This is a genomic window from Desulfogranum japonicum DSM 18378 (assembly GCF_000429945.1).
GTDB classification, from domain to species: domain Bacteria; phylum Desulfobacterota; class Desulfobulbia; order Desulfobulbales; family Desulfobulbaceae; genus Desulfogranum; species Desulfogranum japonicum.
This window is the reverse complement of record NZ_AUCV01000055.1, coordinates 1-24,851: the sequence shown is the minus strand read 5'-3', so window position 1 is coordinate 24,851 and position 24,851 is coordinate 1. Positions and strand designations below refer to the sequence as shown.

19 protein-coding genes are annotated in these 24,851 nt (G+C 47.7%); 15 read left to right on the top strand and 4 right to left on the bottom strand.

Features of this window, described 5'->3' with window-relative positions:
* Positions 1-13: 13 nt before the first annotated feature.
* From G493_RS0119655 to G493_RS0119600, 11 genes are all read left to right on the top strand, one after another.
* Complete coding sequence (locus G493_RS0119655) at positions 14-1,309, top strand: type 1 periplasmic-binding domain-containing protein (RefSeq protein WP_028581767.1); 1,296 nt, start codon at positions 14-16, stop codon at positions 1,307-1,309.
* Positions 1,281-2,180, top strand: a complete 900-nt coding sequence (locus G493_RS0119650; RefSeq protein ID WP_035275278.1) for a HesA/MoeB/ThiF family protein — start codon at positions 1,281-1,283, stop codon at positions 2,178-2,180. The genes G493_RS0119655 and G493_RS0119650 overlap by 29 nt, the downstream gene beginning before the upstream one ends.
* A 7-nt stretch (positions 2,181-2,187) precedes the next feature.
* Positions 2,188-2,949 (top strand): hypothetical protein, encoded by a 762-nt coding sequence (locus G493_RS0119645; protein WP_153306597.1) that lies wholly within the window; start codon positions 2,188-2,190, stop codon positions 2,947-2,949.
* Positions 2,946-4,781, top strand: coding sequence for a TolC family protein (locus G493_RS0119640; RefSeq protein WP_028581764.1), 1,836 nt, complete (start codon positions 2,946-2,948; stop codon positions 4,779-4,781). Before G493_RS0119645 ends, G493_RS0119640 begins: the two co-directional genes overlap by 4 nt.
* Positions 4,782-4,934: 153 nt before the next feature.
* Positions 4,935-5,291, top strand: coding sequence for a hypothetical protein (locus G493_RS0119635; RefSeq protein ID WP_028581763.1), 357 nt, complete (start codon positions 4,935-4,937; stop codon positions 5,289-5,291).
* Between the two features lie 200 nt (positions 5,292-5,491).
* Entirely contained in the window at positions 5,492-7,507 is a 2,016-nt protein-coding gene (locus tag G493_RS0119630) for a B12-binding domain-containing radical SAM protein (protein WP_028581762.1), read from the top strand.
* 95 nt (positions 7,508-7,602) lie between these two features.
* Positions 7,603-9,861 carry a TOMM precursor leader peptide-binding protein gene (locus tag G493_RS0119625; RefSeq protein ID WP_028581761.1) on the top strand — a complete coding sequence of 753 codons (2,259 nt, stop codon included), beginning with the start codon at positions 7,603-7,605 and terminating at the stop codon, positions 9,859-9,861.
* A gap of 15 nt (positions 9,862-9,876) precedes the next feature.
* Positions 9,877-11,790: a TOMM precursor leader peptide-binding protein gene (locus G493_RS30275; protein WP_161629857.1), complete on the top strand. Its 1,914-nt coding sequence runs from the start codon at positions 9,877-9,879 to the stop codon at positions 11,788-11,790.
* A gap of 8 nt (positions 11,791-11,798) precedes the next feature.
* Positions 11,799-13,190, top strand: a complete 1,392-nt coding sequence (locus G493_RS30270) for a SagB family peptide dehydrogenase (protein WP_051309622.1) — start codon at positions 11,799-11,801, stop codon at positions 13,188-13,190.
* A gap of 81 nt (positions 13,191-13,271) precedes the next feature.
* A complete protein-coding gene (locus tag G493_RS0119610) occupies positions 13,272-13,619 on the top strand; it encodes a hypothetical protein (protein WP_028581760.1) in 348 nt (115 codons plus the stop codon).
* Positions 13,620-14,383: 764 nt separating this feature from the next.
* Positions 14,384-15,619, top strand: a complete 1,236-nt coding sequence (locus G493_RS0119600; RefSeq protein ID WP_028581759.1) for a hypothetical protein — start codon at positions 14,384-14,386, stop codon at positions 15,617-15,619.
* 708 nt (positions 15,620-16,327) lie between these two features.
* On the opposite strand, the gene G493_RS0119595 is transcribed toward G493_RS0119600, so the two are convergent.
* From G493_RS0119595 to G493_RS0119585, 3 genes are read right to left on the bottom strand one after another with little or no spacing between them, the layout of a single operon-like run.
* Entirely contained in the window at positions 16,328-17,500 is a 1,173-nt protein-coding gene (locus G493_RS0119595; RefSeq protein WP_028581758.1) for a glycosyltransferase, read from the bottom strand.
* A gap of 34 nt (positions 17,501-17,534) precedes the next feature.
* Positions 17,535-18,080: a DedA family protein gene (locus G493_RS0119590; RefSeq protein WP_028581757.1), complete on the bottom strand. Its 546-nt coding sequence runs from the start codon at positions 18,078-18,080 to the stop codon at positions 17,535-17,537.
* Positions 18,081-18,092: 12 nt separating this feature from the next.
* Positions 18,093-19,214, bottom strand: a complete 1,122-nt coding sequence (locus G493_RS0119585; RefSeq protein ID WP_028581756.1) for an MGDG synthase family glycosyltransferase — start codon at positions 19,212-19,214, stop codon at positions 18,093-18,095.
* Between the two features lie 482 nt (positions 19,215-19,696).
* On the opposite strand from G493_RS0119585, the gene G493_RS32530 reads away from it, so the two are divergent.
* From G493_RS32530 to G493_RS30255, 4 genes are all read left to right on the top strand, one after another.
* A complete protein-coding gene (locus G493_RS32530; protein ID WP_205623722.1) occupies positions 19,697-20,227 on the top strand; it encodes a QcrA and Rieske domain-containing protein in 531 nt (176 codons plus the stop codon).
* 143 nt (positions 20,228-20,370) lie between these two features.
* The gene (locus tag G493_RS32525; RefSeq protein ID WP_051309620.1) at positions 20,371-21,765 is read left to right on the top strand and encodes a cytochrome b N-terminal domain-containing protein; all 1,395 of its coding nucleotides are present in this window, start codon (positions 20,371-20,373) and stop codon (positions 21,763-21,765) included.
* A gap of 2 nt (positions 21,766-21,767) precedes the next feature.
* A complete protein-coding gene (locus G493_RS0119570) occupies positions 21,768-22,616 on the top strand; it encodes a c-type cytochrome (protein ID WP_028581754.1) in 849 nt (282 codons plus the stop codon).
* Between the two features lie 20 nt (positions 22,617-22,636).
* Positions 22,637-23,704, top strand: a complete 1,068-nt coding sequence (locus G493_RS30255) for a c-type cytochrome (RefSeq protein WP_035275277.1) — start codon at positions 22,637-22,639, stop codon at positions 23,702-23,704.
* Positions 23,705-24,059: 355 nt separating this feature from the next.
* On the opposite strand, the gene G493_RS0119560 is transcribed toward G493_RS30255, so the two are convergent.
* Positions 24,060-24,539: an outer membrane protein gene (locus G493_RS0119560; protein ID WP_028581753.1), complete on the bottom strand. Its 480-nt coding sequence runs from the start codon at positions 24,537-24,539 to the stop codon at positions 24,060-24,062.
* Positions 24,540-24,851 lie beyond the last annotated feature (312 nt).

The following is a 24,851-nucleotide window of genomic DNA, read 5'->3' as shown; positions in this document are numbered from 1 at the left end:
AGGAGAAGGAACCGTGCGCAATAAATTCATTTTATTACTCTTCGCAATATTGCCGTTTGTCGCCGTCGTCACAGTGTTTTTTTGGGGCGATAAACCGAGCCCTGAGGAGAAAAGGGCGCAGACACTGGCCTCCCTGTCATCGGACAGCACCATTGAATTCGGTATCCTCTGGAGTGATACCGAAGGCGGGGATGCCTATCGAATGGGTGTGGAGCTGGCTGTAGATGAAATCAACTCCCATGGCGGGTTGCTGGGCCACAAGGTTGCCACCGTTTACCAGGGGATCAGTTCCGGCTATCTCACAAACATGAACGCCGTCCATGCCTTGAAAGAGCGGCCCAATCTATGCGTCATACTTGGTTTGCCCCCGTTTAAAACCACTCCTCTTCACCTGGGCCTGAGTCGATATTATGGCCTGCCGTGTATTCTCAACAGCCAGGACAATGTGCTGCTGCTCAGAAAATGGCATCAGGATCTCGTGGTGCGAGGGAATTCATCTTCCAAGGCCATTGCCCGGAAGCTGGTCAAGAAATGCCGTGAACTTGAATTGAATAACGTGGTGCTGATACGCAGGGCCTCGGAGTATGACTATTTTTATGAAGAACTGGCAAATTACACCACGAATCTCATGCTTGTTGAGGGGATTCTTGTTGATTCCTATGTGTTGGATTCAACGGATACGGTGTCTGATCAAAATCTTGCTCTGGAACGGTTTAATTTTGCCAAAAAAGAAAACACCAACCTGCGTCAGGGTGCTGTTGTGTTGTCAGCCGATCAGCGTGAGCTTCTTGGCATCGCAACCTATTTGATGGAAAAGACAGCAATCGAAGCTGCCATCAGTTTTCTGGATTTTTCAAGTATAGATATACGCAAACACGGTAAGAAACTTACCGGACTGAAGAAACAATTCTATGTTATTACTGATTATCTTGAAAAGGAAGAACTCCAGAAAGAACAGTTTAAATCGTTTATTACAAACTACTATAAACGGTATGAAAGCTATCCCACCAATTGGAGTGTTGCAGGTTATGATCAGGCACAACTTGTTGCCCAGGCAATACGCACCGGGCAATCCTTTCTTCCCAGGGACATCATCGCTGAACTGAAAAAGACTCCTTTTTCAGGTATAGGGCAGTTGTATAGTTTCGGCGAGACCGGGGAACTCACCCAACCGACCATACATTTTTTTCAGGCCAACAAGCTGCCTCGCTATGCTGAAGAAATGCGAGCGTTTGCAGAAAGTCTGGGGATAGATGGTGATCTTGTACAAGGTTTTTTTCATGATTTCAGCGAAGCCCAATCTCAATAGTTTCTGTGTCGCCCTGGCAGGACTTGGCGGTGTAGGAGGAATTTGCGCACAGACCCTTGTCGATTGCAGGGTCGGGAAACTCCAGGCAGCAGATTGTGATGTCTTTGGCCAGATTAATTATCCAAGTCAGTTCTTTGCGATTCCCCAGGCCATTGGCCAGCCAAAGGCAGAGGAAGTGCGGAGAAGACTGGCTAGCAACAGTCATACGGAGGTCCAGGTTTTTTCTGGAGATCTTACCTTGCCGGAAAATGCCGAACAACTGGTACAGGGGGCAGATATTGTTATCTCTGCCCTGGATAATTTTCAGGCTCAGACAGCAGTGGCCCTTGCAGCCGAGCAACAGGCAATTCCGTTTGCATTTATCTCGGTAGTTGGTTGTTCCTGTGTGTATACCATCTACACTTCCGGCGACCATGCCTTTACTGCCCAGTGGAAAAAATACGGATCGGAGATACAGCCTTCTTCATTACGCAGCCCAGGAAGGGATATGGAACGTATGATGCGCCGCCAGCAACTTATCTTTTCCCTGGCAGTGGGTGGGTTCAACCGTCAGGGTGTTGAAACTCTCTACCGGGCATACCGCGAAGATACGCGATTTTTTTATTACAACAGTATCGGTACCAATCTTGCGGGGCCTAGCCTGGCTCTTGCCAACATTTTTAACCTGTTGACCGGCACAGGAAAAGCCGTCCTCTTCCCCGAAATCGGTATCTTTAATTTTCACACCTGCACGGTAATGCAGGCTGAAACCCTTATGCAGACGATTTATCGTTTGAACAGTGTTTTTCATAAGGGGGTGGAGGCGCTGCTTGAAGTGGTATGTGAAGGTAATGGATTACACAGCCAGAAATCTTCTACTGAAAAGAGGTGAAGTGGTAATGGATATTGCTTGGATACAGGATGTTATCCGTTCAAAGACCCAAGGGCTCCCCTTTGACAGCGAACCGCTGTTTATTTCCAGGATGGGGCTGTGTTTGGGAGATAAGCTGTTTACCTCGCCGTGTATTGGCAATATGTTTTCTCCTGAAGCGCCAGAATTCCCTATCTCCCGTCCCTCGTATCTGCTGCTGCAGGCCCTTTGCCAGTCTGGCGCTGGAGAACTGTTTGTTGCTGCATCGTCTGAATATCATGCAATGTTAGAGAGTACCATTGCCAGTCTGCCGGATAGTATGACAGGCATACGGCAAATCAGGAACCATTTTCCTGAAACTGACCTTATCCTTGCCCTTTCAGAAAGTCTGGGGAGTTATAGTTTGTCCGGGCAGCATCAGAAAATACCCGGCATTCAGGCAGACTGGTATGGGGCTATGGTGTTGTTGTCCCTTTATGTCCCTGGAGGTTCGTCGGAAAAGAGCTATGGGAAGAACACTGTGGCAGAATTACTGCACGCGTTGGTCGGGTCTGACGACGTGCAACCATGGCAAGCGTTACTGGGTGAACAGTTGGCAATGTTTCTTACTGTTGCATATGCAACTCGAAGGATTGGCCAGGCCGGAGAGTTTCCATGGCTGCTGATTGATATGGAAGACAATCGCATTTGCCGGCATCAGGAAGATATTGAGGCCTGTCTGGAAAAAATTAAGCATAATCAAAGCGTAGCCTCGGAGGATTGCAGGTGGATACCTTTGTACAGTGCATGAGAAGTGTCTTACATTCCTGTTTTCGTAAAACAGTGCTTTTGTGCATAACGATATTGTTCGTTCCGGCAGGGTGCGCCCGGGAAGGGCTGCGGAACGCAACAGGCAGTGAACAACCTGAAACATTGGCCTACGGCCTCTCAGGTGAAGACAATCCTGCCAATGATATATCGTCTGCCAGCGGTATACTGCAGGCAGGTCGCTACCAGGAACAGGCCATGCCGAACCTCGACAAGGCAAACGGAAACCTTTCAGCCGTCATTGAACAGGAGGCCGCGGCATTTGCTTCTTCCATGGAATTTCAGGCTGACAAGCAGGCGTATGGTGATTCGGAAGAGGCTTTTTTCAACACAATCCTGGAGAATCTCCATGTAAACACCACCACAACGTTCAGTCTGGCTGACGCTGTTTCGGTGAGCAGTAAATACAGCCTGGATTTAAAAACCAATCTGAGTGCATATGATCAAAGTCTGGGGCAATTGCAGAGCAGCCGGGGTGCCTTTGACCTGAACCTCGAAGGACAGGCTTCAATTCTTCGATCCTATAGCTATGAAACAGCTGATACCATCGTGCAGGCAGATACCTCGACATATAAAGTCGCCTTTACCGATCTGTTGACAAGTGGTGTTTCTCTGGAGGTCGGAACGGAGTTTGATGGAACCGGGACCACCATGCCAGAGGCAGAGACAACAACCAACGAAGGGTTGTACTATGTGAGTCTCAGTGTCCCGCTTCTCAAAGGGCTCGGTCGCAGCAACACTGCTGCCGAGATGTTATCCAACGAAATCCTGCTGGATGCATCGTTGTTCGATGTAACCTACCAGTCCAGTATTCTCATGGGGCAGGTCATTTCCAATTATTGGAATTATCTTCTCAGCTACCACCTTTTGAAAGCTGCTGTTTCTGCGGAAATGAACAGCCACAAACTATACACCATTACTGAAAAACTGGTAGCAAAGGATGCCCGTCCCAAGACAGCCCTGCATTCACTCAAGGCAGACTGGCTGAATAAACGTGCGCAGCGGCAGCTGAAACAGCAGAGCCTGATAGAGGCCCGTGAAACACTGGCATTGAGCCTGGGAATTCCTCTCCAGATGAGTGAGGAGATTCCTGTGCCCACAACTGAGTTTCCGCAAATCAGCAACACCATCATTCCACAGTATTTTGAGCGGCAGAGCCGTATTATTCAAGAGGCCCTTACCAGAAGAGGGGATTTTCTTGCAGACAGGAAGCGCCTGCAAAGCCTGACAGTACTGGAGAAACAGGCTGAAAATGCCCTGCTTCCGGATTTGTCCCTTCGGGCAGGAGTCAATCAATGGGCCGGGGAAGACGCACCCCACTACTGGGATATATCAACCGGAAAGCCTGAAGACTGGGAGACCGGCTACTCCGCAGGGCTGTATCTGACAATACCTCTACAGAATAATACGGCAAAAGGCAATTTAAGGGGAAGCAAGAGTCAGCGCCTTAATGGTGAATATACAGTAATTCAGTCTGCCAGGCAGGTGATGAATGATGTTACCACTGCACTTACCAATCTGCATCTGACAAATGAAGCACTGAATAACAACCTGGAAGCCCTTGAACAATATCAACGCGCATACGAAGACGAGCAGGTGAAATACCTGCTTGGCGTCTCTACTCCGACTGATATCATTAATGTTGCTGATCAACTCAATGCTGCAAAAGAGACATTGCTTACAGTGCAGTCACAACTGGCAAATGCTATTATTCAATTTCATACAGCAACAGGTGAGCTTACCGAGCGAGATGAGGAAAAGATATATTTTCATATGGCTAAGTTTTTCAGCATGGAAATAGATAAGGGGCAATGAAAACCATTTCACTTTTATTCTTATACTGTGATAGGCTGATAAAGGGACAGTTGTAATCTGCATATACTCCCAGGCAGCATTTTTGTAGGATCTTGTAGCTTTTGGTTGTTCTTGGAAACCTGGTTTCCGATCGTTAACTTAACAGGAGATGCTATGGAAAAAGACGATTTTATGAAAAAGTATGGTGCCGTAATGCGAAAAGTGTGGGGTGAGGATGGAGAAGCCTTTATGGCCAAGCTGAAGGCATCGCCGGAAGCAGTGTTAAAAGGAGAAGGCCTTGACCCTGGAAGTGCGAAAGTAAACATCATAACAGAGACGGAAGAAGGAACCCTGGACGATCAGGTCAAGCTGTGGAATGACGGCCTGAAGAGTGGACAAATCGATCTCTATATCCCAGAAGCAAAACCAGAGATTACTGACGATAGTGACCTGTCAGATGCAGATCTGGCAGAGGTTGCAGGTGGCGGTGACTGCTGTTGTACCTGTACCCCCTGTTGTTCTTGTTGCTGATTTCTTGAAAAGATACATACGAGCGTATTCAAATGCTTTGACGTCTGTATGTCGGAGCATTTGAATACTGTGAGTTTGCCGGCACCGGAGAATTTTGCCTGCAGCCTGCCCCTGGGGGCAGTAATGGTGCTGCACGGTTTGCCTGAGAGCAGTTACCTTTGATTGTGTTCTGACTTCGTAAAGGGAGTGTTGAGTCGCCGATGGCTGAAAACATTGCAATCGGGTATCTGAGTATCAATCCACCGGCCCACCAGGTGGACTGGCAGAATCATAAGATGTTTGCCGGTTCTGTGGCCGTGGCAGATACTGACAAGAAATTAGACTATTTCCACGTTATACCCTATCAGTATGGGCTGCTGCGAGCCTATCTTACCCAATATTATGATCTTGAATGTATCTTCCAGTTGCCACTGTTCATCAGATCTTCCGTTGATGACTGCGCCGTCCCTCTGGCTGCCAATGATATTGTCGCGTATTCATGCTATCCCTGGAATCATGAGTACCATCTGCAGGTAGCAAAAAGAGTCAAGGAGCTTTGCGGCTCTGTCCTGAATGTCTTTGGCGGGCCGACTCTTCCGCTTGATGCGGAACAGTTCCTTCGCCAACATCCATATGTCGATATTATCTGTTTTGGCGAAGGCGAAAAAGCTTTTGCTGAAATAGTGAAACATTTCGGTACACGGCAGTGGGAGTATGCTCCAGGTATTGCCTGGCTGAATGAGCAGGATGACTATTGTCACACAGCGGCCAGTCTGTTGACTGAGTCTGAATTGCAGGCCTGTATGTCGCCATACTCAATGGGCGTCTTCAGAGAGCTTATGGAGCAGTATCCGGATATTGTCTGGCAAATGCCCATGGAAACCAATCGGGGGTGTCCCTTTGGCTGTAAATACTGCTTTTGGGCTCATACTGATCATCGAAAAGTGCGGCAATTCAGCTGGGATCGCTCTGTAGGAGAACTGAAGTGGGCCATTGACCATAATATCAGTAATATTCTGGTCTGTGATGCCAATTTTGGTTTGCTGAAGCGGGACGAAGCCCTTGTGGACCTTGTTATCGACCACTCCAAACAGAAAAAGATAATCAAGTCGTTTATCGTGCAGACCCCTTGTGAGCCTGGAGAGCGAGGAATCTCCATTCACAGAAAACTGATAGAAAACCATCTTTCCTGCCCCATCACGGTGGGGGTGCAATCCCGTTCGGAAAAGGTACTGAACATTTCAGGAAGAAGATATCAGGATCGTGCGCGGCTTAAACAGATTTTTGCCCGGTACAAACACATCAAAGCACAATATTATTGCGATCTGATTCTGGGGCTGCCAGGTGAAAGCTACCAGTCCTTTACTGCTGGTCTCGCAGAGGTTATCGCCTGCGGGCAGCACGATTCCTGCTACATTTATTTTTTTTCTCCCCTGGTCAACACTGTCATGCACAGTACCAGGTTTCGTGAACAGTATGGATTGAAAACCGTGCGTCAGAAAACGATTCCTCCCCATGCGAATGCAGATACCGGTAACAGAATTGACGAATATCAGGAAATTGTGGTCGCATCCAGGGATATGCCCGAAGAAGAGTGGAAAAAAGCCGTTGTTTTCAAATGGCTCTGTCAGTTTCTTTTTTTCTCACGCATGCTGCACGTGCCGTTGTGTCTGGGCATGTGTTACTATGACCTTGATCTCCGGGAAACCATTGAATGTTTTATGACTCCGGACCGGAAACGGTATCCGTTGCTTGCCGAAATCGCGGACAGGTTGTTTACCCAGGCTGATAAAATTCAAACACAGGGTGAAACGGAACTGGTTCACTCTGAATATACGGTACCTGTGTTGTGGCCCATGGAACAGGCGCTCATCTTGGAGCTTGTCCACAGAGACCTGCTGGATGGGTTTTACGCTGAGAGTGAAGATTTGCTCGTCCCTCTGGTTACAGGTGGATCTGATGCCAGGCAATTGGTAGCTCAAGGTTGTCAGCTCAACCAGACCCTTGTTCGAAGACCTTTTGTGCAAGGGGATACAGTATGGGAAGGAGACTATAACCTGCGTGAACTCTATCGGGGTATGCAGGGAAATACTATCGTCGTACCTGAGCAGGGTGCATACCGTTACCAGATTATCCGAACCAGACCTGAATGGGACTCATGGCAGGGATGGCACAATCACATCCAGTTTTGCCATCTGCAGAAGAAATATTATCTGTACGGCTTGAAAAAAATTTGAAGGAGCGACTTGTGGGATGGAAGATTGAATTCGACTATCCCATGGTATCAGTTACGACATCGACAGTGCAGACCTTTTATAGAAGGAGTTGAACATTGCTAACTATTCCTGTTTTTAAAAGAAATTTTCTTGTCATGCCCATTGAGGACAATATCCTCATCCTCCTCAACGAGCATAATCATGTGGTCCTGACCGGTAAGTTCTATCAGGATTTGTATCGGCTCATTGATGGGAAACGCAGTTATGATGAACTGATGTCGGAGCTGGGCAGCAACTATAGTCTGCCGCAGATTATTGCCATGATGTCCAGGCTGGAGGAAAAAGGGTATCTGGTAGAAAAGGAACCGGAAATAGGAGACCTGGAGGCTGCGTGGTGGGACTATCTGGATATCAATCCGCGCCAGGCCATGATGAACCTTACGCAGGCGACTGTTTCCCTGACAGTACTTGATCCTCATATTGAGTCTGGCGAAGCGACGGAAATACTAAAAGACAGTACCCTTGCTTTCACGGATAAAGATGATGCCGCGTTGGATATCGTCCTGGTGGATGACTATCTTAATCCCGGCCTGGAGGCAATCAATACTGCTCATCTGCAATCAGGGAAGCCATGGCTGCTGGCAAAGGTCAGCGGAACATTTCTCTGGCTGGGGCCGCTTTTTACTCCCTCGCAAAGCGCCTGCTACAGTTGTCTGCAGACCCGGTTGCAGGCCAATCGGCAAATGGAAGCGTTTTTGCAGCGACAGCAGGAGAACACTGCGATCCGTACCAATAAAGCGCTCTTTGCTGCTGGAAACCGTTTCGGGCTTTCCTGGCTTGCCCTGGAGCTTTCCAAATGGATCGCCGCGCCGGAGAAAGAGCATTCTCTGGTCAACAGGATCATTACCTTTGATCAGGTTAATCTTGAGCAGCAGAAACACACCCTGGTACACCGGCCCCAATGTCGGTCCTGTGGAGATCCCGCTCTGGCCGATCCCCAGCCGGTTGTTCTGCAGCCTTCTGAGATAATAGATGATGTCAGCGGAGGGCATAGAACCCAGACGCCGTATCAGACATACAGCCGCCTGCAAAAGCACATCAGCAAGATTACCGGCATCGTGACCCACCTGGAAGAACTTTCTGATGCCGATAATCCACTGCTCCACGTCTATATTGCCGGTCATAACTTTGCCATGCTCAAAGACGATCTCTTTTTTCTTGCCATTAATATGCGTGCGCGAAGCGGTGGCAAGGGCATGAGCGAATACCAGGCAAGGGCCAGTGCCGTGTGCGAATCCATTGAACGTTATTGCGGTGTATATCCTCAAAACAAGCTGGTTACAGCAAGTTATAACGAATTAAGCGATAACGGAAGAGTGATTGATCCCGTTGTCCTGCAGGGATTCAGCCAAGCCCAGTACGCCAATCGTGAAGCCTGGAATGCCGTGCAGCAGAGGCCGGGGAATCATCGCGTTCCTGAAATGCCTGATAAAGACCAGGAGATTTCCTGGACAGCAGCCTGGTCGCTGACCAACCAGGAGTTTTGTTATCTGCCTGCATCCTTCTGCTTTTTTGGTCACCGCGATCCTGGCAAGGTAACCATTGTTGCAGACTCCAATGGTTCGGCAGCGGGTAATACCTATGAAGAGGCGTTACTGCAGGGATTGATGGAGGTAGTTGAAAGGGACAGTGTAGCCCTGTGGTGGTATAATATGATTCAGCGGCCAGCTCTGGATCTACAGAGTTTTGAGGAAAAGTATATCCCCCAGTTGCTGGAATATTATGCCTCCATAAACCGGGACCTGTGGGTGCTCGATATTACCTCTGATCTGGGAATTCCTACGTTTGCAGGTATTTCAAGGCGAACGGATCGACCGGTTGAGGATATCGTTCTCGGTTTTGGCAGTCATCCAAATCCAAAGGTTGCGCTCTTTCGGGCCTTAACCGAAGTAAATCAGTTTTTGCCTTCTCTCTTGGAAAAGAAACCAGACGGCTCAACCATCTATAAATTTCCGGATCACGATGCCATTACCTGGTGGGTTACTGCCCGAATTGCCGATCACCCATATCTGCTACCCAATGCCAGCCAACCGCCTACTACCCTGCAGGATTTCGGATATCAGCCCACCAAGGATATCAAAAAGGAAATCGAGCGGTGCCAGCATGCCCTTGAACAGGCAGACCTGGAGTTGATTGCCATGGATATGAGTCACGCCGATATTGAATTGCATGTGGCCAAGGCTGTTGTTCCTGGCATGTGCCACTTCTGGCGAAGGCTCGGGCAGCAGCGACTCTATGACGTACCTGTGAAGATGGGGTGGCTGGAACAGCCAAGAGCAGAAGAGGAAATGAATGCTTTCAGCATATTTTTCTAGCCGGTTATGTCTGCCATGCGGATCGCACTTCATAATCTGAGTCAGACCACCTTTGCCGACCGATTGCAGGAGAAGGCTGGAGAGTATGGCCTCACTCCTGTGAATACAATCAACGGCAGCGTTACAGTGCTCTGCATCTGTGACAGTTATCTTGCAGGTGAACTCGACGCCTGGAACCGGTACGCCCTGGAACGCAACATTTCCTGGATACCTGTCTGGGCTAACTGGACCAGACCATGGCTGGGCCCTTTCTGTCAGCCTGGTGGCCCCTGTCATGCCTGCATGGCAAAACGAATCAGGGATAATCTGCAGGTTGATAATTTCATACATGCATATATCCCGGAGCATCAGCCGTTTACGCGGCCAAGGGCTGTGCATGCTCTTTTATATCGGCTTGCCCCTGCATTTGTTCTCAGCCAACTCGCACTCTTTTTTCAGGAATCGTCCGGGTTGTTGCTGAATCATCTCCTGGAATATGACTGCGTACAGGGAGAATGTGTCTCCCATAGTATTGTGCGACGGCCCCAGTGCCAAACCTGCGGCCCAGAGGAACCTGCGCAGCAAACCAGAATCCTTTTACAGGATAATGTATATTTATACGATTATGGCGGAGAAAGAAGAAGCTGTACCCCCCAGGAAACGTGGCGGCAATATAGACACCTCATCAGCCCTGTTGCAGGGGTTGCCTCTTCCTTTGTCAGAAAATCTGCACCTGAGCAGGAACATCTGCATTCCTACGCAACCGGCCATGCCTTTCCGGTACGAAAAGGCGACCTGGCAACCCTGAAAGGAAATCTTCGCCATCGGAGCGGCGGGAAAGGCACCACCGACATTCAGGCCAGGGTAGGGGCTCTGTGCGAGGCTGTGGAGCGATATAGTGGTTTGTACACCGGTGAAGAGAAGTTCGTACAAGGGGCCTGCAAAGATCTTGATGACGCGGTTCACATCAATGAGATCTCTCTGTTCAGTGATCAGCAGTACAACAACAGGGAGCAATGGAATGCAACCTGTCCAGTCTCTTTTCAGCTGGTACCCCACAGGCTGGAGCACGATCAGATGATTGACTGGTGTTCTGTCTGGTCCCTTACCAGTGGCTCAACACGCCTTGTTCCTGCGGCCTACTGTTATTACGGCCATAGGGATCTTGCCAGTTTTTTCTGCTCCTGTGACAGCAATGGCAGCGCAGCAGGTAATACCCTTGAAGAGGCTATTCTCAGAGGGTTTATGGAGCTGGTGGAACGTGATGCGGTCGCACTCTGGTGGTATAATCGGACGCAGCAGCCCATGGTGGATATTGATTCCTTTAACGATCCCTACCTGGCAATTTTTTCAAAACAATTTGCCCAGTCCGGTCGCAGTCTCTGGGCCATCAACCTGACCACTGATCTTGGCATCCCGGCCATTGCAGCTGTCAGCCATCGGCTGGATCATTCCACCGATGACATTGTCATCGGTTTCAGTGCAGATCTTGATCCCAAGACCGCTCTTTTACGGGCAGTCAACGAAGTGGGACAATTTATTCCTGCCCTGTCCATGCAGGATAAAGTCGGCAATACCATCTATTATTACGAGGACAAATGCGCCATTGACTGGTGGAAAAACGAGAAACTGAAAGAACACACCTACCTTCTGCCCGATGAAAGCACAGCGTTTACGGCAAACGATTTTGAGCTGATAAAAAGTCAGAATCAGAAAACAGAAGTGGAGTTCTGCGTACGTCGTGCAGCTTCATGTGGTCTTGAAACCCTGGTACTGAACCAGACTCGCCCTGATATCAGGCTGCCTGTTGTTAAAGTTATTGTGCCGGGAATGCGGCACTTTTGGAATCGTTTTGCGCCTGGCAGGCTTTATGAAATACCGGTTCTGCTGGGCAGGCAGGAGCGCGTTCTTGCTGAATATGAACTCAATCCCATCCCTATGTTTTTCTGAGGTAACCCATGGATAGTACCTATGTAATTGGACTTCGAAAAGATGTGCGTTTTACAGAGAACATGTTGATGACCAACTATGGAGCTTTTGATGCGAGCCCCTTTCTCAAGCTCAGCGCCCGTATGCACGAGAGCCTGCTTGCAGCAGACAAAACCGAAGACGAATTGGCCGCATATGTGCTTGAGGATGATGATATTCAAGGATTGCAGATTTTTCATAAATATTGGCAGATCATGAGCCGTTCGGCGCTCCTGACTTATACGCTGGTATCTGCAGACACGAAACTGGCTACCATATCACCGGTTGGAATGGGGTTCTCATTTGGCCCGAAATCCAAACTTGATCAGGGTGCAAAACAGCTCTCCCGTTTTGCCCTGCAACGGACGTGTAAAGGTGCAACCCTGATTGAGTGCCCTAAAGGGTGGAGTCAGATTGATATCCTGGATGTGCGCCTTGCCGGTGTGATTTTTTATTTGCAAGCACCCCACACAGTGGAAGCGCTGGCGGAAAAATGCGGCCTCTCACACCAGGTTGTAGAAGCTTTTCTGACCATGCTCCAGGAAGCCCAGGCATTAACCGGACCAGGGGAGGGTGGAGCCGGCCAGGAAGACCAGGACCCGGGACTGGCCCATTGGGAGGTGCATGATCTCTATTTTCATACCCGCTGTCAGTTGGGCAGGCACAATAACGGGTGGGCAACAACCTATCGTTTTACAGATACCTTTCCACCTCTTCCCCAAGTGAAAGAAGCCATGAGCAGGGAAAGCGTACCTCTGCCTAAAGTAGAGCGGCCTGCTTCTGAATCTTTTTTTCATGTGCATGAAACCAGGAAGACCAGGCGTGATTTTGCCTCTGAAGCGCTTACCCTTAACCAGTTGGGTACCTTCCTGTACCATACTGTAAGGGTTAAGGAAAAGTATGATGACGATAAGGGCGGGGTTACTTTTCGTCCGGCGCAGGGAGGAGGCGCGTTGCATTCCATCGAAGTCTATCCTCTTGTCAACAGGTGTGAGGGCCTTCAATCCGGGTTCTATCATTACAATCCTCTGAAACACGAGCTGGAAAGACTGTCGTCACTTACCACTTCCTGTAAGCAGATGCTCATGTTGGGCAGAAAAATGATGTTGGATCAATCCGAGCCCCAGGTTGAACTCATTTTTGCCTCCCGTTTCCGAAGAATACAGTGGAAGTACGAGTCACTTGCCTATTCTGTGATCCTCAAAGATGTGGGCTGCCTTTATCAGACCATGGCCATGGTTGCCGAAGCTATGGGGTTGGCTGGGGTGGCTTTGGGTGGGGGACACATGGATCTCTTTGCCAGGATCAGCGAACTCGACTGCTACCGGGAAGGATCGGTGGGCGCCTATATGATAGGTAGTAGAGCGCCAGGAACTGATTGATTTGAAGTAACTCCTCACAGGGGAGGAGAATAAGCTTGAAACTCCCCTGTATTTGTAACTGGTTACAAGAAAAGGACAGTTATGAAAGGAAACACGTATACACTCATTGCCGTGGTTTTGCTGGTTACAGCCCTGTCTTTTCTTCTGAAAAATTTTGTGGGCTGGGGAATAACGGAAAAACCCATAGCCTGGTGGGGCATATTTATAGCTGTACCAATCTATACAACTGGGGCCGCTTTCCTGGTCAGTTGGAAAAAAGGCAAAAAAAAGAAGGCCCTCTACCTGTTGCAGGCCTGCCTGTTCTGTGTGCTTGCCATGGTCGGAACGTTTTATCCACCTTTCTGGGGGTACAGCTATATTGCTTTTATCCTGGTCGTTGCCCTGCACTTTTTTCTGCTGGCAAAGGTGAAGGGTGACGAGAAGAATTAATGTAACTACTCTGTTACGAATCAATGACCCCGGTATACCACTCTACATACTGCTGAACAGTCTTTTCGTGATCGTGTACGCAGGCACGTTTGAGTCACCAAATGGGGTCAGAGTAAAAATAAATGTTTGCTTACAGCCACAGGGTTGAAAAAACGAAAAGAGAACATAGAGACAGAAAAAAGAAGGTATTACATAAGGAGTAACCGATGGCACGATTAGCTCGTGTTTCACCCGCAGGAGTGCCGGTCCATGTTATTCAGTGAAGCAACAATCGTAAGGTATGTTTTGCGTCAGAGGAAGATTAAGTTGCCTATATCGGTTGGTTGGCTGAATATGCCTAGAAATATAATGTGGAAATCCATGCCTGGGTATTGATGACGAATCATGTTCATCTTTTATAACAGGTCACAGATTCTCCACGGATTCTCCCACTGGTCGCTTACCTCGTCTTGTGTGTCGTATCTGTTCCGTAAATTCGCAGCTTGCACGTCTTTGTTTGTGCCCCGCGACCGTAGGGTGCGTCGCACGCAACATCAATCATATATAGCTTTTGTCTTTTTGTTTTCTTAAAATCTGTTGTACCCATCTCGCCTCTCATTTTCAGTGCAGTGAGAATGGCAGAAACTTTTTTTTTCTTTGGGGTACAAGGGGAATTCTAGGATGGCTGTTTTTTGTGTTGCGCTAAGAGCCTAATATATTGATAATGCGTAGGTATTTATTCTGCTCAAAAGGTTTTTGAGGCGTTTTTAGAAAATGATGAAAGCATGAAGAGATTCCATTTCATATTGCTGGCTGTGGTTTTGCTCGTACAAGTGGACACTGCTTGTGCAGCGGTGGTGTATCAGGGGAAGAGCGGTGATATCTTTGAGGCAGGAAGCAGCGCTGTTGCCCACCAGGAAAAGGTACGTGCAATTATTGGCAAGGTTGGGCAGGCCAAGGGCGTTGGTATGTTGCAGATACAGCTTACGTTAGCTGTTTTCGCTGCCCCAAATGGAAATGCGGGAGATCTTGCTGAGGAGCGTTGTCAGGTTCTCAAAAACGCGATTAATGCCCGTTACTCAGTCTTGAAAATTGAATGTGATACTGAGACTAAGCATCTTGATTCACCGGTGCAGGCTTTAGTTGGGGCAAACGTGTCGCCTCAACCTTCGGTTGATAATCTGATTTTACAAATGGTCCCCATTACTACGGGGCAAGCCAGCGGGGTAAATGCAGCTGGCAAGCCTGATCTGTCTGTGGATTTAGAGCCTTGGCAGAAGGATATGCGCAAACGGTACGAAGCAATTGTTGCCAAGCATAAGGACTGCGAATGGTTTCCACCTCCTAAGCACTGTGACATAGACTGTGATCCTGTTGCACAAAAGGGTAAAGAGTTTGGTTTATGTATGATGCGTGCATATCGATGTGAGCTGACTGCTGGTTCCTTGGATTCCTTATCTGTAGAAATTCTTGAATATGAAATTGGAAAACTCAGAGTGTTGCAAGAGACAACACCAGAAGTCTATGCTCTTGCTAAGGAAATATATATAATTAACGATAATGATATTGGAATTGCATATGAATCAAATTTGTTGAAAAGGGAAATTGAATCAAACATTATAGCATTAAAATATATTAATAGAGCTTTAAAGAAAACTGAATTAGGCATTAAGGGTATGGGTAAAATTAATGATGATCAATCAGAATTATTGAGTCCATTTTTTCAGGGTTTGGTTAATAATGATGTTGCTTTTGCTGTTTTTTATCAAAGTTGGTATAGGCTTGTAGCTCTTGATCATGTAAAAAAAATACACAATTTTGTTAGGACGTCGATAGGCCTAGATGCAGTGAATTATGAAGATGATTTTCCTATATGTATGTTTGCAGGATCTTTTACAAATGTAGAGTCTGGTGGGCCAAAGGAGTCCTCAGAGTGGTATAAAGCCTGTGAAATGGCATATCGTAAAACATTATTACCTGATATGTTAAAGTATGGTTACCATGAATTGCCATTGGAATAAAATGATTGAAGAAAACGGGCAAAGTTCTGTCCTGGTTGTATTGTTGGCATTTGTAAAAAAGGGGTCAGAGTAAAAATAAATGTTGGCTTACAGCCGCAGAGTTGAAAAAACGAAAAGAGAACATAAAGACAGAAAAAAGAAGATATCACATAAGGAGTAACCGATGGCACGATTAGCTCGTGTTTCACCTGCAGGAGTGCCGGTCCATGTTATTCAGTGAAGCAACAATCGTCAGGTATGTTTTGCGTCAGAGGAAGATTAAGTTGCCTATATCGGTTGGTTGGCTGAATATGCCAGGAAATATAATGTGGAAATCCATGCCTGGGTATTGATGACGAATCATGTTCATCTTTTTTGCACACCCCTCAAGGAGGGCGCGTTATGTTAAGTTTCATGATGCGATCCTTAGGCAGGAGTTATGTGCTTTATTTCAATAAAGAATATAAACGAATGGGTACCCTGTGGGAAGGTCGATACAAGCCTTGTGCAGTCGGAACTCTATCCTTTGGAAGCATGCAGGTATATAGAATTTAGGTCCTCGGAAAAATAGATTATCCAATCTTGCTTGTCTCTCAGTTCAGTCACGCCGCTGCGTCAATCGTTCAATACAGCCAGTATGGAACCATCGACGCAACGCTGTGACTGAACCGATATTCTACGAAATTTTTGTATAGTTATCCCAAATTTTTCCCAAGAGAAGCATTACAATCAGTTATGAAGAGACGAATCAATGACCCCGGTATACCACTCTACATACTGCTGAACAGTCTTTTCGTGATCGTGCAAGCAGGCACGTTTGCGGCTCTCTGCACGCCAGTGCGGCCACTGCTGCTTGCTGGTATAGAAAAGCTCCATTTTTTCTGCAAGACTCTGTGCATCTCCCGGTGTAAAAAGAAACCCGTTCTGGAAATTGCCGACCAGTTCCGGTAGCGCCCGTGCATTGGCTGCCAACACCGGGAGCCCGCTGGCCATGGCTTCCAGGGTGGCGATGGATTGGAGCTCTGCATGACCTGCCATGACAAAACAGTCTGCACTGTGCAGCAGAGCCGGCAGGTCTTTACCAGGAACAAATCCGGGCATGCTTACTCTGTTGCGTATTCCCAGAGCATCACGCTGTATTTCCAGTGTTTTGCTGTAACTGCCTTTGCCGGCAAGGATAAGGTGGGAGTTGTAACCCCGTAAACGGGCAAAGGCATCCAGTACAGTATCCAGACCTTTTTCGTGGTCAATTCTTCCCACATACACCAGGACGGTTTCATCTTCCTGCAGGTGAAACAGTTCCCTTCCCTGTCGACGTTCTTCTGGTGAAGGTGGATGAAAATGCAACGTATCTATACCACAGGAAATAGCTTGAGCCGGAGGTATAATCTGTTGCTGTCTGAGGATGGATACCCCAGTTTCCGTAGGTGTGGTAACAGCATCTACTTTATTATAAATCCGCAGCATATGCTTCCAGAGCAAGGCTGCTGTTTTTCTTCGCAGGGCACCGGGAAGCTTGATGTTGTCTGTAATATTGTCCGGGAGAAAATGGTTGGTGGCAACAACCGGAATAGCCAGTTTCTTTGCCACCTTAAATGCTGCACTGCAGAGAAAATAATGATCCTGCAGGTGAATAATGTCCGGAGAAAAACTTGTGACGGCCTGTTTGACGCTGGAACCAGGCATCAGGGTAATATTGGCGTTATGGGGAAGATGATGGGCACCAACCTGCCAGAGCGCTATTTGACCGCTTTCTGTCGGTCCGCGTGTCTCGTCAGGGGAGGGCATAACCGCCATTATCTGGTGACCTGCACGGGCAAGTCCACGGGCAAGATGGACAGTAAAAACAGCCTGTCCGTTATCTTCACGGAAATAGGTTTGACCGACAAATAGAATACGCATGGAAAGAATAGTGTAGTGTTAAGATAGTGTAGTGTTAACGGGAATGACTCATCAGGGAGCGAATCAGAATAAAGAGCAGGCAGGCCGCAATGGTTACAGAGACCCAGGGAATGGCTTTTTCAATGATGAAGGTAATGTTACCGAGATTTGCCCAGGCCTGATATCCAACGGTGCAGAGTGTACCCGTCCAGACGCTTTCAGTGATAATGGCAACTCCCAGCAGTTTTCGCCAGTTAAAGTTGAGAATACCGGCTGCTATGAGCAGGGGAATGGATCCCAGGCCAAAGCCCAGTTTGGTGAGTACAAATACCTTGATACCCTGTTTCCGCATCTCCACAGAGGCACGTTGTACCAGGCCGCTCTGGTTTTTCAGCCAGGGGATGTATTCCAGTATTTTTCCATATTTACCGATGGCCCCCAGCAGGTACCAGCATCCGTCTGCGGTGAGGTTTCCCACCATTGTAACCATCAGTACCATGAGAATATCCAGATTTGGATCTGCCGCTGCCATGGCGGCAGCGGTCAAGGTGGCAATGGGACCTTCAATGAGAACTGCCAGAAATATAATTACATAACTCATAACGGCATTGTATTACACAATTTGGCAGATGTCAGCAGCAATATGGAGCGAAGCATGGGGTCTGGCCAGCATGGCACCGTTTTTTGCCAGCTGCTGCAGAACGGATTCCGACCCACCCAACCACTCCTGTAGTGTGGCGACAAGCTGTTTGTTTTTAGGGGCATATGTTCCTGCCTGGTGCTGCTTGACGTAATGCACATTTCCTGTTTCCTGGCCTGGGATATAATCTGAAATCAGCAGGGGCAGGCCGGCTATGAACGCTTCGCTGATGGTACTGGGCCCGGCTTTGGTGATCAGGATATCAGAGGCTGCCATGAGTTCAGGCATATGGTCGACAAAACCGAACACTTTGGTGGGAATCTGCCAGTCGGTCTGTTCTAGCTTTTCTTTTAGTTTTTTATTTCTTCCAGAGACGATCAACAGCTGTGCCTGCTCAATAGTGGCGGCAACCTGTCTGGCAGTTTTATAGAGTTGGCGTTGGCCTTCTCCGCCCGCGACCATCAATATTGCAGGCCTGGTTGGATCAATGCCGAGGTTTTGTTTGTAGAGTATTTTACCACCGCCCAGACGGTTGAATTTCAGGCCTACGGGCTGGCCGTGTACCGTCAGTTTCTCCTCGGGCATGCCGTATTTCATGGCAACCTGTCTGGCTTCCTGGGTGGGAACAAAACAGTGATCAACCTTGGGGCATATCCATGAAGGATGCAGGGTTACCATATCCGTCACAACGGTGATGAAAGGTATGTCCAGATCAGCGGTTTTCATCCACTCTATTCCCAGGTGGTTCATGAGTGGGTGGACAGAGACAGCCATATCAGGCTGCACCGAACGGATAAATTCAACCACACTTTTTTCAATGAGAGGGGCAAAGCTGCCAAAGAGCATGGACTGCAGTCGTTGATAGGAGGATAGCTTCCATGCAAGATGCCAGAGTTGTTTTCCCGGACCGGTCATCCAGCCGTACGTATCAGGAATGCAGCATACTGGCCAGGGCATGTGATTTTTCCACAAGTCCTCGATGATGAGTTCATATTGTCCGGGGTGCAGCTGCTCAACGGCTTCGCCTATGGCTTTTGCAGAAGCACGATGACCGCCACCGGTATCAGAGAGGAGAAAGAGGATTCTTTTTGGCATGTATTCGATTTTGAGAAATCAGGTGGATAATGACCGCCTGACTTCAGGAATGGCAGACAGTGTCCAGTAGTTATTTTTTTCAAGGCGCGTAAAATACAAATTCTCCAAAAGTTCCGCCACGAGGCGATTGAACTGAGAAGCCGGCAAGAATGGAGATTGTATTTTCCGCAGCCCTCTATTACCTGTTTAGGGTCGCGTAAAAGAATGAATATCTAAAATTGGATAATGTATTTTTTCCGTGGCCCTTAGATCTGCACCATATAGAGAGCCTGTTATAAGAGTGTGAAATCTTTATTATGATATTGTTTGCCTGTGAAAAGCTGCCTGTACGATTAATGCAATTCAAACAGAATCATAATGTTGATCTGCTATCATCATTCCTTTCATATACTTTCAGATTATAACAGAACGACATGCAAACAATCGACCAACCTTGCGATAAAAGAACTGACTGTACCTGCGTCTCAGGCCGACGCAGATTCTTGACCACCTTATGGAGTTTGGGACTTTTTGCCGTTATTAGCCAATCCCTGTGGATGGTGATTCATTTTTTTCAGTCAGACAGGTCCGGTGCAAACGGTGGAGCCGTGATTGATCTCGGAACCATTGCCGATATTCCCGCGGTTGGCGAACCGCCCAAACTTTACCGGGAAGGAAAATTCTGGCTGGTGCACACGGATCAGGGGATTAATGCCTACCACACTGCCTGCACGCATCTGCATTGCCTTTTTAACTGGAACAGCGAGGCAGAACAGTTTGTCTGCCCCTGCCATGGTTCACGGTTCGGGAAAGATGGCATCGTTTTGCAGGGGCCTGCCCGCCGTGACCTGGACAGGTATTGTGTCAGGATTGTTAATGCGGAGGGAAGGATGGTGAAAGAGACGGACGCACAGGGGCAGGCTTTATCGATACCTGTGCAGGAGCTGACGGAAACGGCAAATGATGCTTCAGGAAGCCTGCTTATGGTGCAGGTGGACACGCAACGAAAAATTAGCGGGATAAACCGGCACTAAAGGGACTTTGGAAAGGCAAGCATGGATATGTGCTTAATATTTCAAATGTTATTTTGTTAAAATAACACCGAGCTGAGGAAAAGAGCCATTTTCTGATAGGCTCCGGATCTGTGCGTTCTCAATAATACATTGCAGGGAAAAGAATGAAGTCATCCACTACATCATTTTTTCACAGCTTTTTTCTCCATATTCGTCCTCGTTGCTATTCTCTTGAGACTCTGGACGTACAGAGGACCTGGTTGCTGGGATTTTTTGCTCTTTTTCTTCTGGTAGTCGAACTGATTACCGGAATTTTTTTGATGGTCTACTATAGTCCTACCCCGGAAACTGCATATGAATCCATCCTCCACCTGCATACAGGAGTACCTTTTGGACGATTACTTCGTGATATACACCGACTGGCAGGTGAGCTCCTGCTCGTAGCCAGTCTGTTGCATCTTGCCAGAATCATATTGAAAGGTACCTATGGTGATAGACGACGAATTATATGGTGCAGCGGGGTAAGCATGTTGCTTCTCATTCTGGGGTTAGCTTTCAGCGGATATCTTTTGCCGTGGGATCAGCTGGCATACTGGGCGGTAACAGTTGGGACTTCCATGCTGGATGCTTTACCGGTGGCAGGTCATGATATCAATGTGCTTTTACGTGGTGGAGAAACCATTGGTGCTGACGGCCTTCTGCGTTTTTACCTGCTGCATGTACTTGGCTTGCCGCTGCTCCTTTTTCTACTCGTGGGAGTTCATTACTACCATATTGTGAAAACAGCGAAAAAGAGCAACAGAGAGGAATCACAGAAAGATGGGGCGGAAAAGGGTCGTCAATATTTGACGACAATACGCTTCTGGCCCACTGTTTTTCATCGCGAGGTCATGTATGTAATCTGGGCGACACTTATTCTTCTTGTTATAGCCCAATTTTTCTATGATGCACCTGTCGAACACCATGCTGATCCGGAACATACACCTTTTGTTTCACAGGCTCCCTGGTTCTTTCTCTGGGTTCAGGGATTGCTGAAATTCGGCGACACCCTCTTGATGGGGCTGGCAGTACCTGCGCTTGTATTCCTGGGATTGTTTATTTTTCCTTGTATTGACCGGAGTGCCAGGTCACCTGGCAAAGATCGTTCCCTTGCTACAATTCTGGTTTTGCTTGCAGGTCTCGGTTTGGTTGCGTTGAGCCTGACCGGTACCAGTGAACATGGTATTGCGCAATCACCAGTGGATCGGTTCATGGAAAGATATATTCCCGATGAAGGGGCTGGCCTGATGGAAAAAATACCCTATGCAGCATTAGCCCCTGGTATCTATGGCCCTTCTAATCAAACAACCCAAGAAAAACCAGTTCTGTTACAGAATTTTCAACAGGAAATACAACGACTGAGCAAGGATATGGGGAATCCGAGTCTGGAGGCAACCATGGTGATAGACGAGTGGCAGGAAAACCTCAAGCGCATTACTCTGAGGCTGAAATGGCAGGAAAAAGGTCAGATACAGAATCGAGCCGGCCATCTATATGTATATAATTTCACTGGTCGGTGAGCATGGAAAATCAGAACGATTACCTGTCTCAGGCAACTGACAGATCGGTGTCTCGTCTTGGGATCGGTTTGCTGGGAATGTTTCTGCTTGCAGGGTTCTGTTCCTGGCTGATCTGGAGTGAACCGGTGAGACTGGAATTGGAGCAGCTGCATCAACATGGCAAGTCTATTTCCCAGGGAGCTTTTTTGTACCAGGAGCATTGCAGGACGTGTCACGGAAATCGTGGAGAAGGTATTGGTCAACTCGGACCGACTCTACATAGCAAAGCATTTTTTTCCAATCGACTTGGTGAGGTGGGATGGACCGGTACATTGGCTGAATATGTACGCGCTTCCATTGCCCTGGGACGAATCACAGCCACCCGTCCCATGTATGCCGGTGATGAGCAGACCGCAGTCATGCCACCCTGGCAGGATCGATATGGGGGCATTTTGCGTATGGATCAGATAGAACAACTCAGCGCTTTTATCCTTAATTGGAGGGCTTCGGCCCTGGGGAAAGTGCAATTGGTGGAATTGCCCATGCCCGAGATTCGCCTTAATGATCCCCATGTTGTTGCAGCGGGTCAAAAGGTATTTCAGTATCACTGTGGTGCTTGTCATCTGGCGGGAAGAGATGAGCAGGGGAGCAATGAAAAGCTGATTGGACCTGATCTGCAGCATATAGGTCAGGTGGCAGCAAATCGCGTTTCTGATGTGAGCGGCGAAGAGTATATTCGTGAATCGTATCTTGTTCCCATGGCCTATACTGTTTCAGGGTATGAAAATATACCAGCCGAAAAACGCTGCCAGGGGGTACTGAAAGAAAGCGAATTACGGCAGATTGTGGCTTTTCTCCTAAGTAGAAGATAAGAATGTGAGTGGGAGAAAAAATGATGAAACGACCAGCTCTTTGTGCTGCCTCCATCTTTGTTTTAGCCGTTATTTCCTCTGGGTATACTGCACCTCTGGAGCGTGGGCAGCTTGAAAATCATCCCATTGTATTTGGTGCCTGGTTATACAGGGATAACTGTAAGCGTTGCCATGGTTCGTATGATGAAGAAGAACTCGCTGCCAGTTACAGTTCTCTGCGAGAATTGAAAAAGGCTGTTGAAAAGGATGGCTGCTCAACTGACTGGGCAAGCCGATTTGGGGGGAAATTCTCAAACAGTGAACTGACCGCTGTTGTAACCTATATGTGGCAGTATGAACAGGAAGGCGCCCCAACCTTGCCGGAGTTACCACCTCCAGAGGTTGAAGATCAGGCAGTGTTTGCACCTGAAATCAAGGGTAAAGAAGGATATGTACTGAAGGAACCGGAAAAGCAGACCCTGCCTCTGGCATTGGAAATGGTGGTCAATACCAGGCCGGTTGCCAAAGGGGGATGGCTCTACACCACTACCTGCTATCGATGTCATTTAGGTTATGAAAAAGCGAGAATGGGCAGAGGTATTCAGCGGGAGGTGGTACAGCGAACAATTATCAATGGTAAAACATCCACCCAGATGAAACCCTTTGCCGTAATTAACGGTGGACAGCTTAATAACAGCGAAATTCAGGCGATCGTTGCGTACATCTCTGCCTGGGAGGAATTTGACAGTCCTCCTGCCATTGCAGAACGTCTCATGACTCCTCCGGCAGCAGACTCGTCATCACTTCAGCCCCTTGGGATCCCTCATTTTCCAGAGGTTCATGGCAATGCACAGCGCGGCGAAAGGGTATTTGCCAGAAAATGTTCAGCTTGTCACGGCTTGCGTGGACAGGGGTATATCGGTCCTAGCCTGGTTAAAGAGTGGAAGGTAATCCGCGACGACCTGTATATCAAATCGGTCATTAAACAGGGCGTCCCCAATACCTTGATGCCTGGCTGGAAACAGGGGAATACCTTCCTCACCCCTGAACAGACCGATGATGTTGTGGTGTTGCTTCGTGAACAACGCAGAGCAGTGTGGAAGAAATAGAGTAACTGCTCACGGGGGCTGTCCATAGATGGCCTTTTTACCCAATTTTTGGGTTATACTCAAAATGTAACCTCGAAGGGAAGCGAAGACTCCGATATCAACTATATGTCTGCGGTAAAATGTATCGCATGCCTCGGAGTCTACGTTTAGGGTCGCGGAAAATAATACATATCCAAAAATTGCGTAGGATAACGGGTTGAGAGACAAGCAAGATTGAATAATGTATTTTTTCCGTGACCCTGAGCTCAAACTTGAGCAAAAAAACTCATGTCAGGACAGGCATCTCGCTAACCGGCAATCTAATGCGACTATGCTATTAAACGTAGCCTGTCCTCCTTTTATTACACTACTTCACTTAAAAATGATAACTGACACCCAGAAGCAGAGTCATCATACTAAGTGATTTTTCCTGATCACCTGCGATATTGACATCATCACCAGTGTTTATAAATTCCAGCTGAGCTGAAAATTTTTCATTAAACTGATAAGATGTCCCCAATCCAAAGAGCGGTTGGAAACTACTGTCCTCAACATATACATTGTTTTGAGTTAAATCATATCCTAAATGTGCAGCTCCCGCTATGGCATAGATAGACCCCCAATCCCACTCATAGCCCAGATGTATTTTAGCACCGTATTGTGCATCCACTTCAAGTATGTCACCGTTATCATAACGTTCGTCTTGGGCTGTGTGATGGTAAAAAACCTCTCCTGAAGCAAATATTCCATGATAAATCTTGTGCTTGTAACCGGCAAACACGCCACCTGAGACAGCGGAATCGCCATCAAGTTCGTCTGTGGTGTTTCCGCTATCTAGTGCCTGACCGAAAACCAATTTACACAGTAAATACAGCCAAATAACTCATATGTGAGTAGGCGAAGATTTTTGTATTACAAGCTATATTCATTTTGACAAATGCCGACGGACTACGTTAACATGCCGAAAATATGGAATTTGTGTGGAATTCATTTCGATTGTCTGCGCCAAAAAGCAGGCTGTGTACCAAAATCTTCAATCTGAATCATAGCATGAGACAAACAAAACATCCTCAATTAAGAATAGGTGAAACTCCTATCGCTGAAGTCAAAATTGATTTCAAATCTCGTGATGACATACCACCCTTGCTTTTGGGGCTTCAATACATCT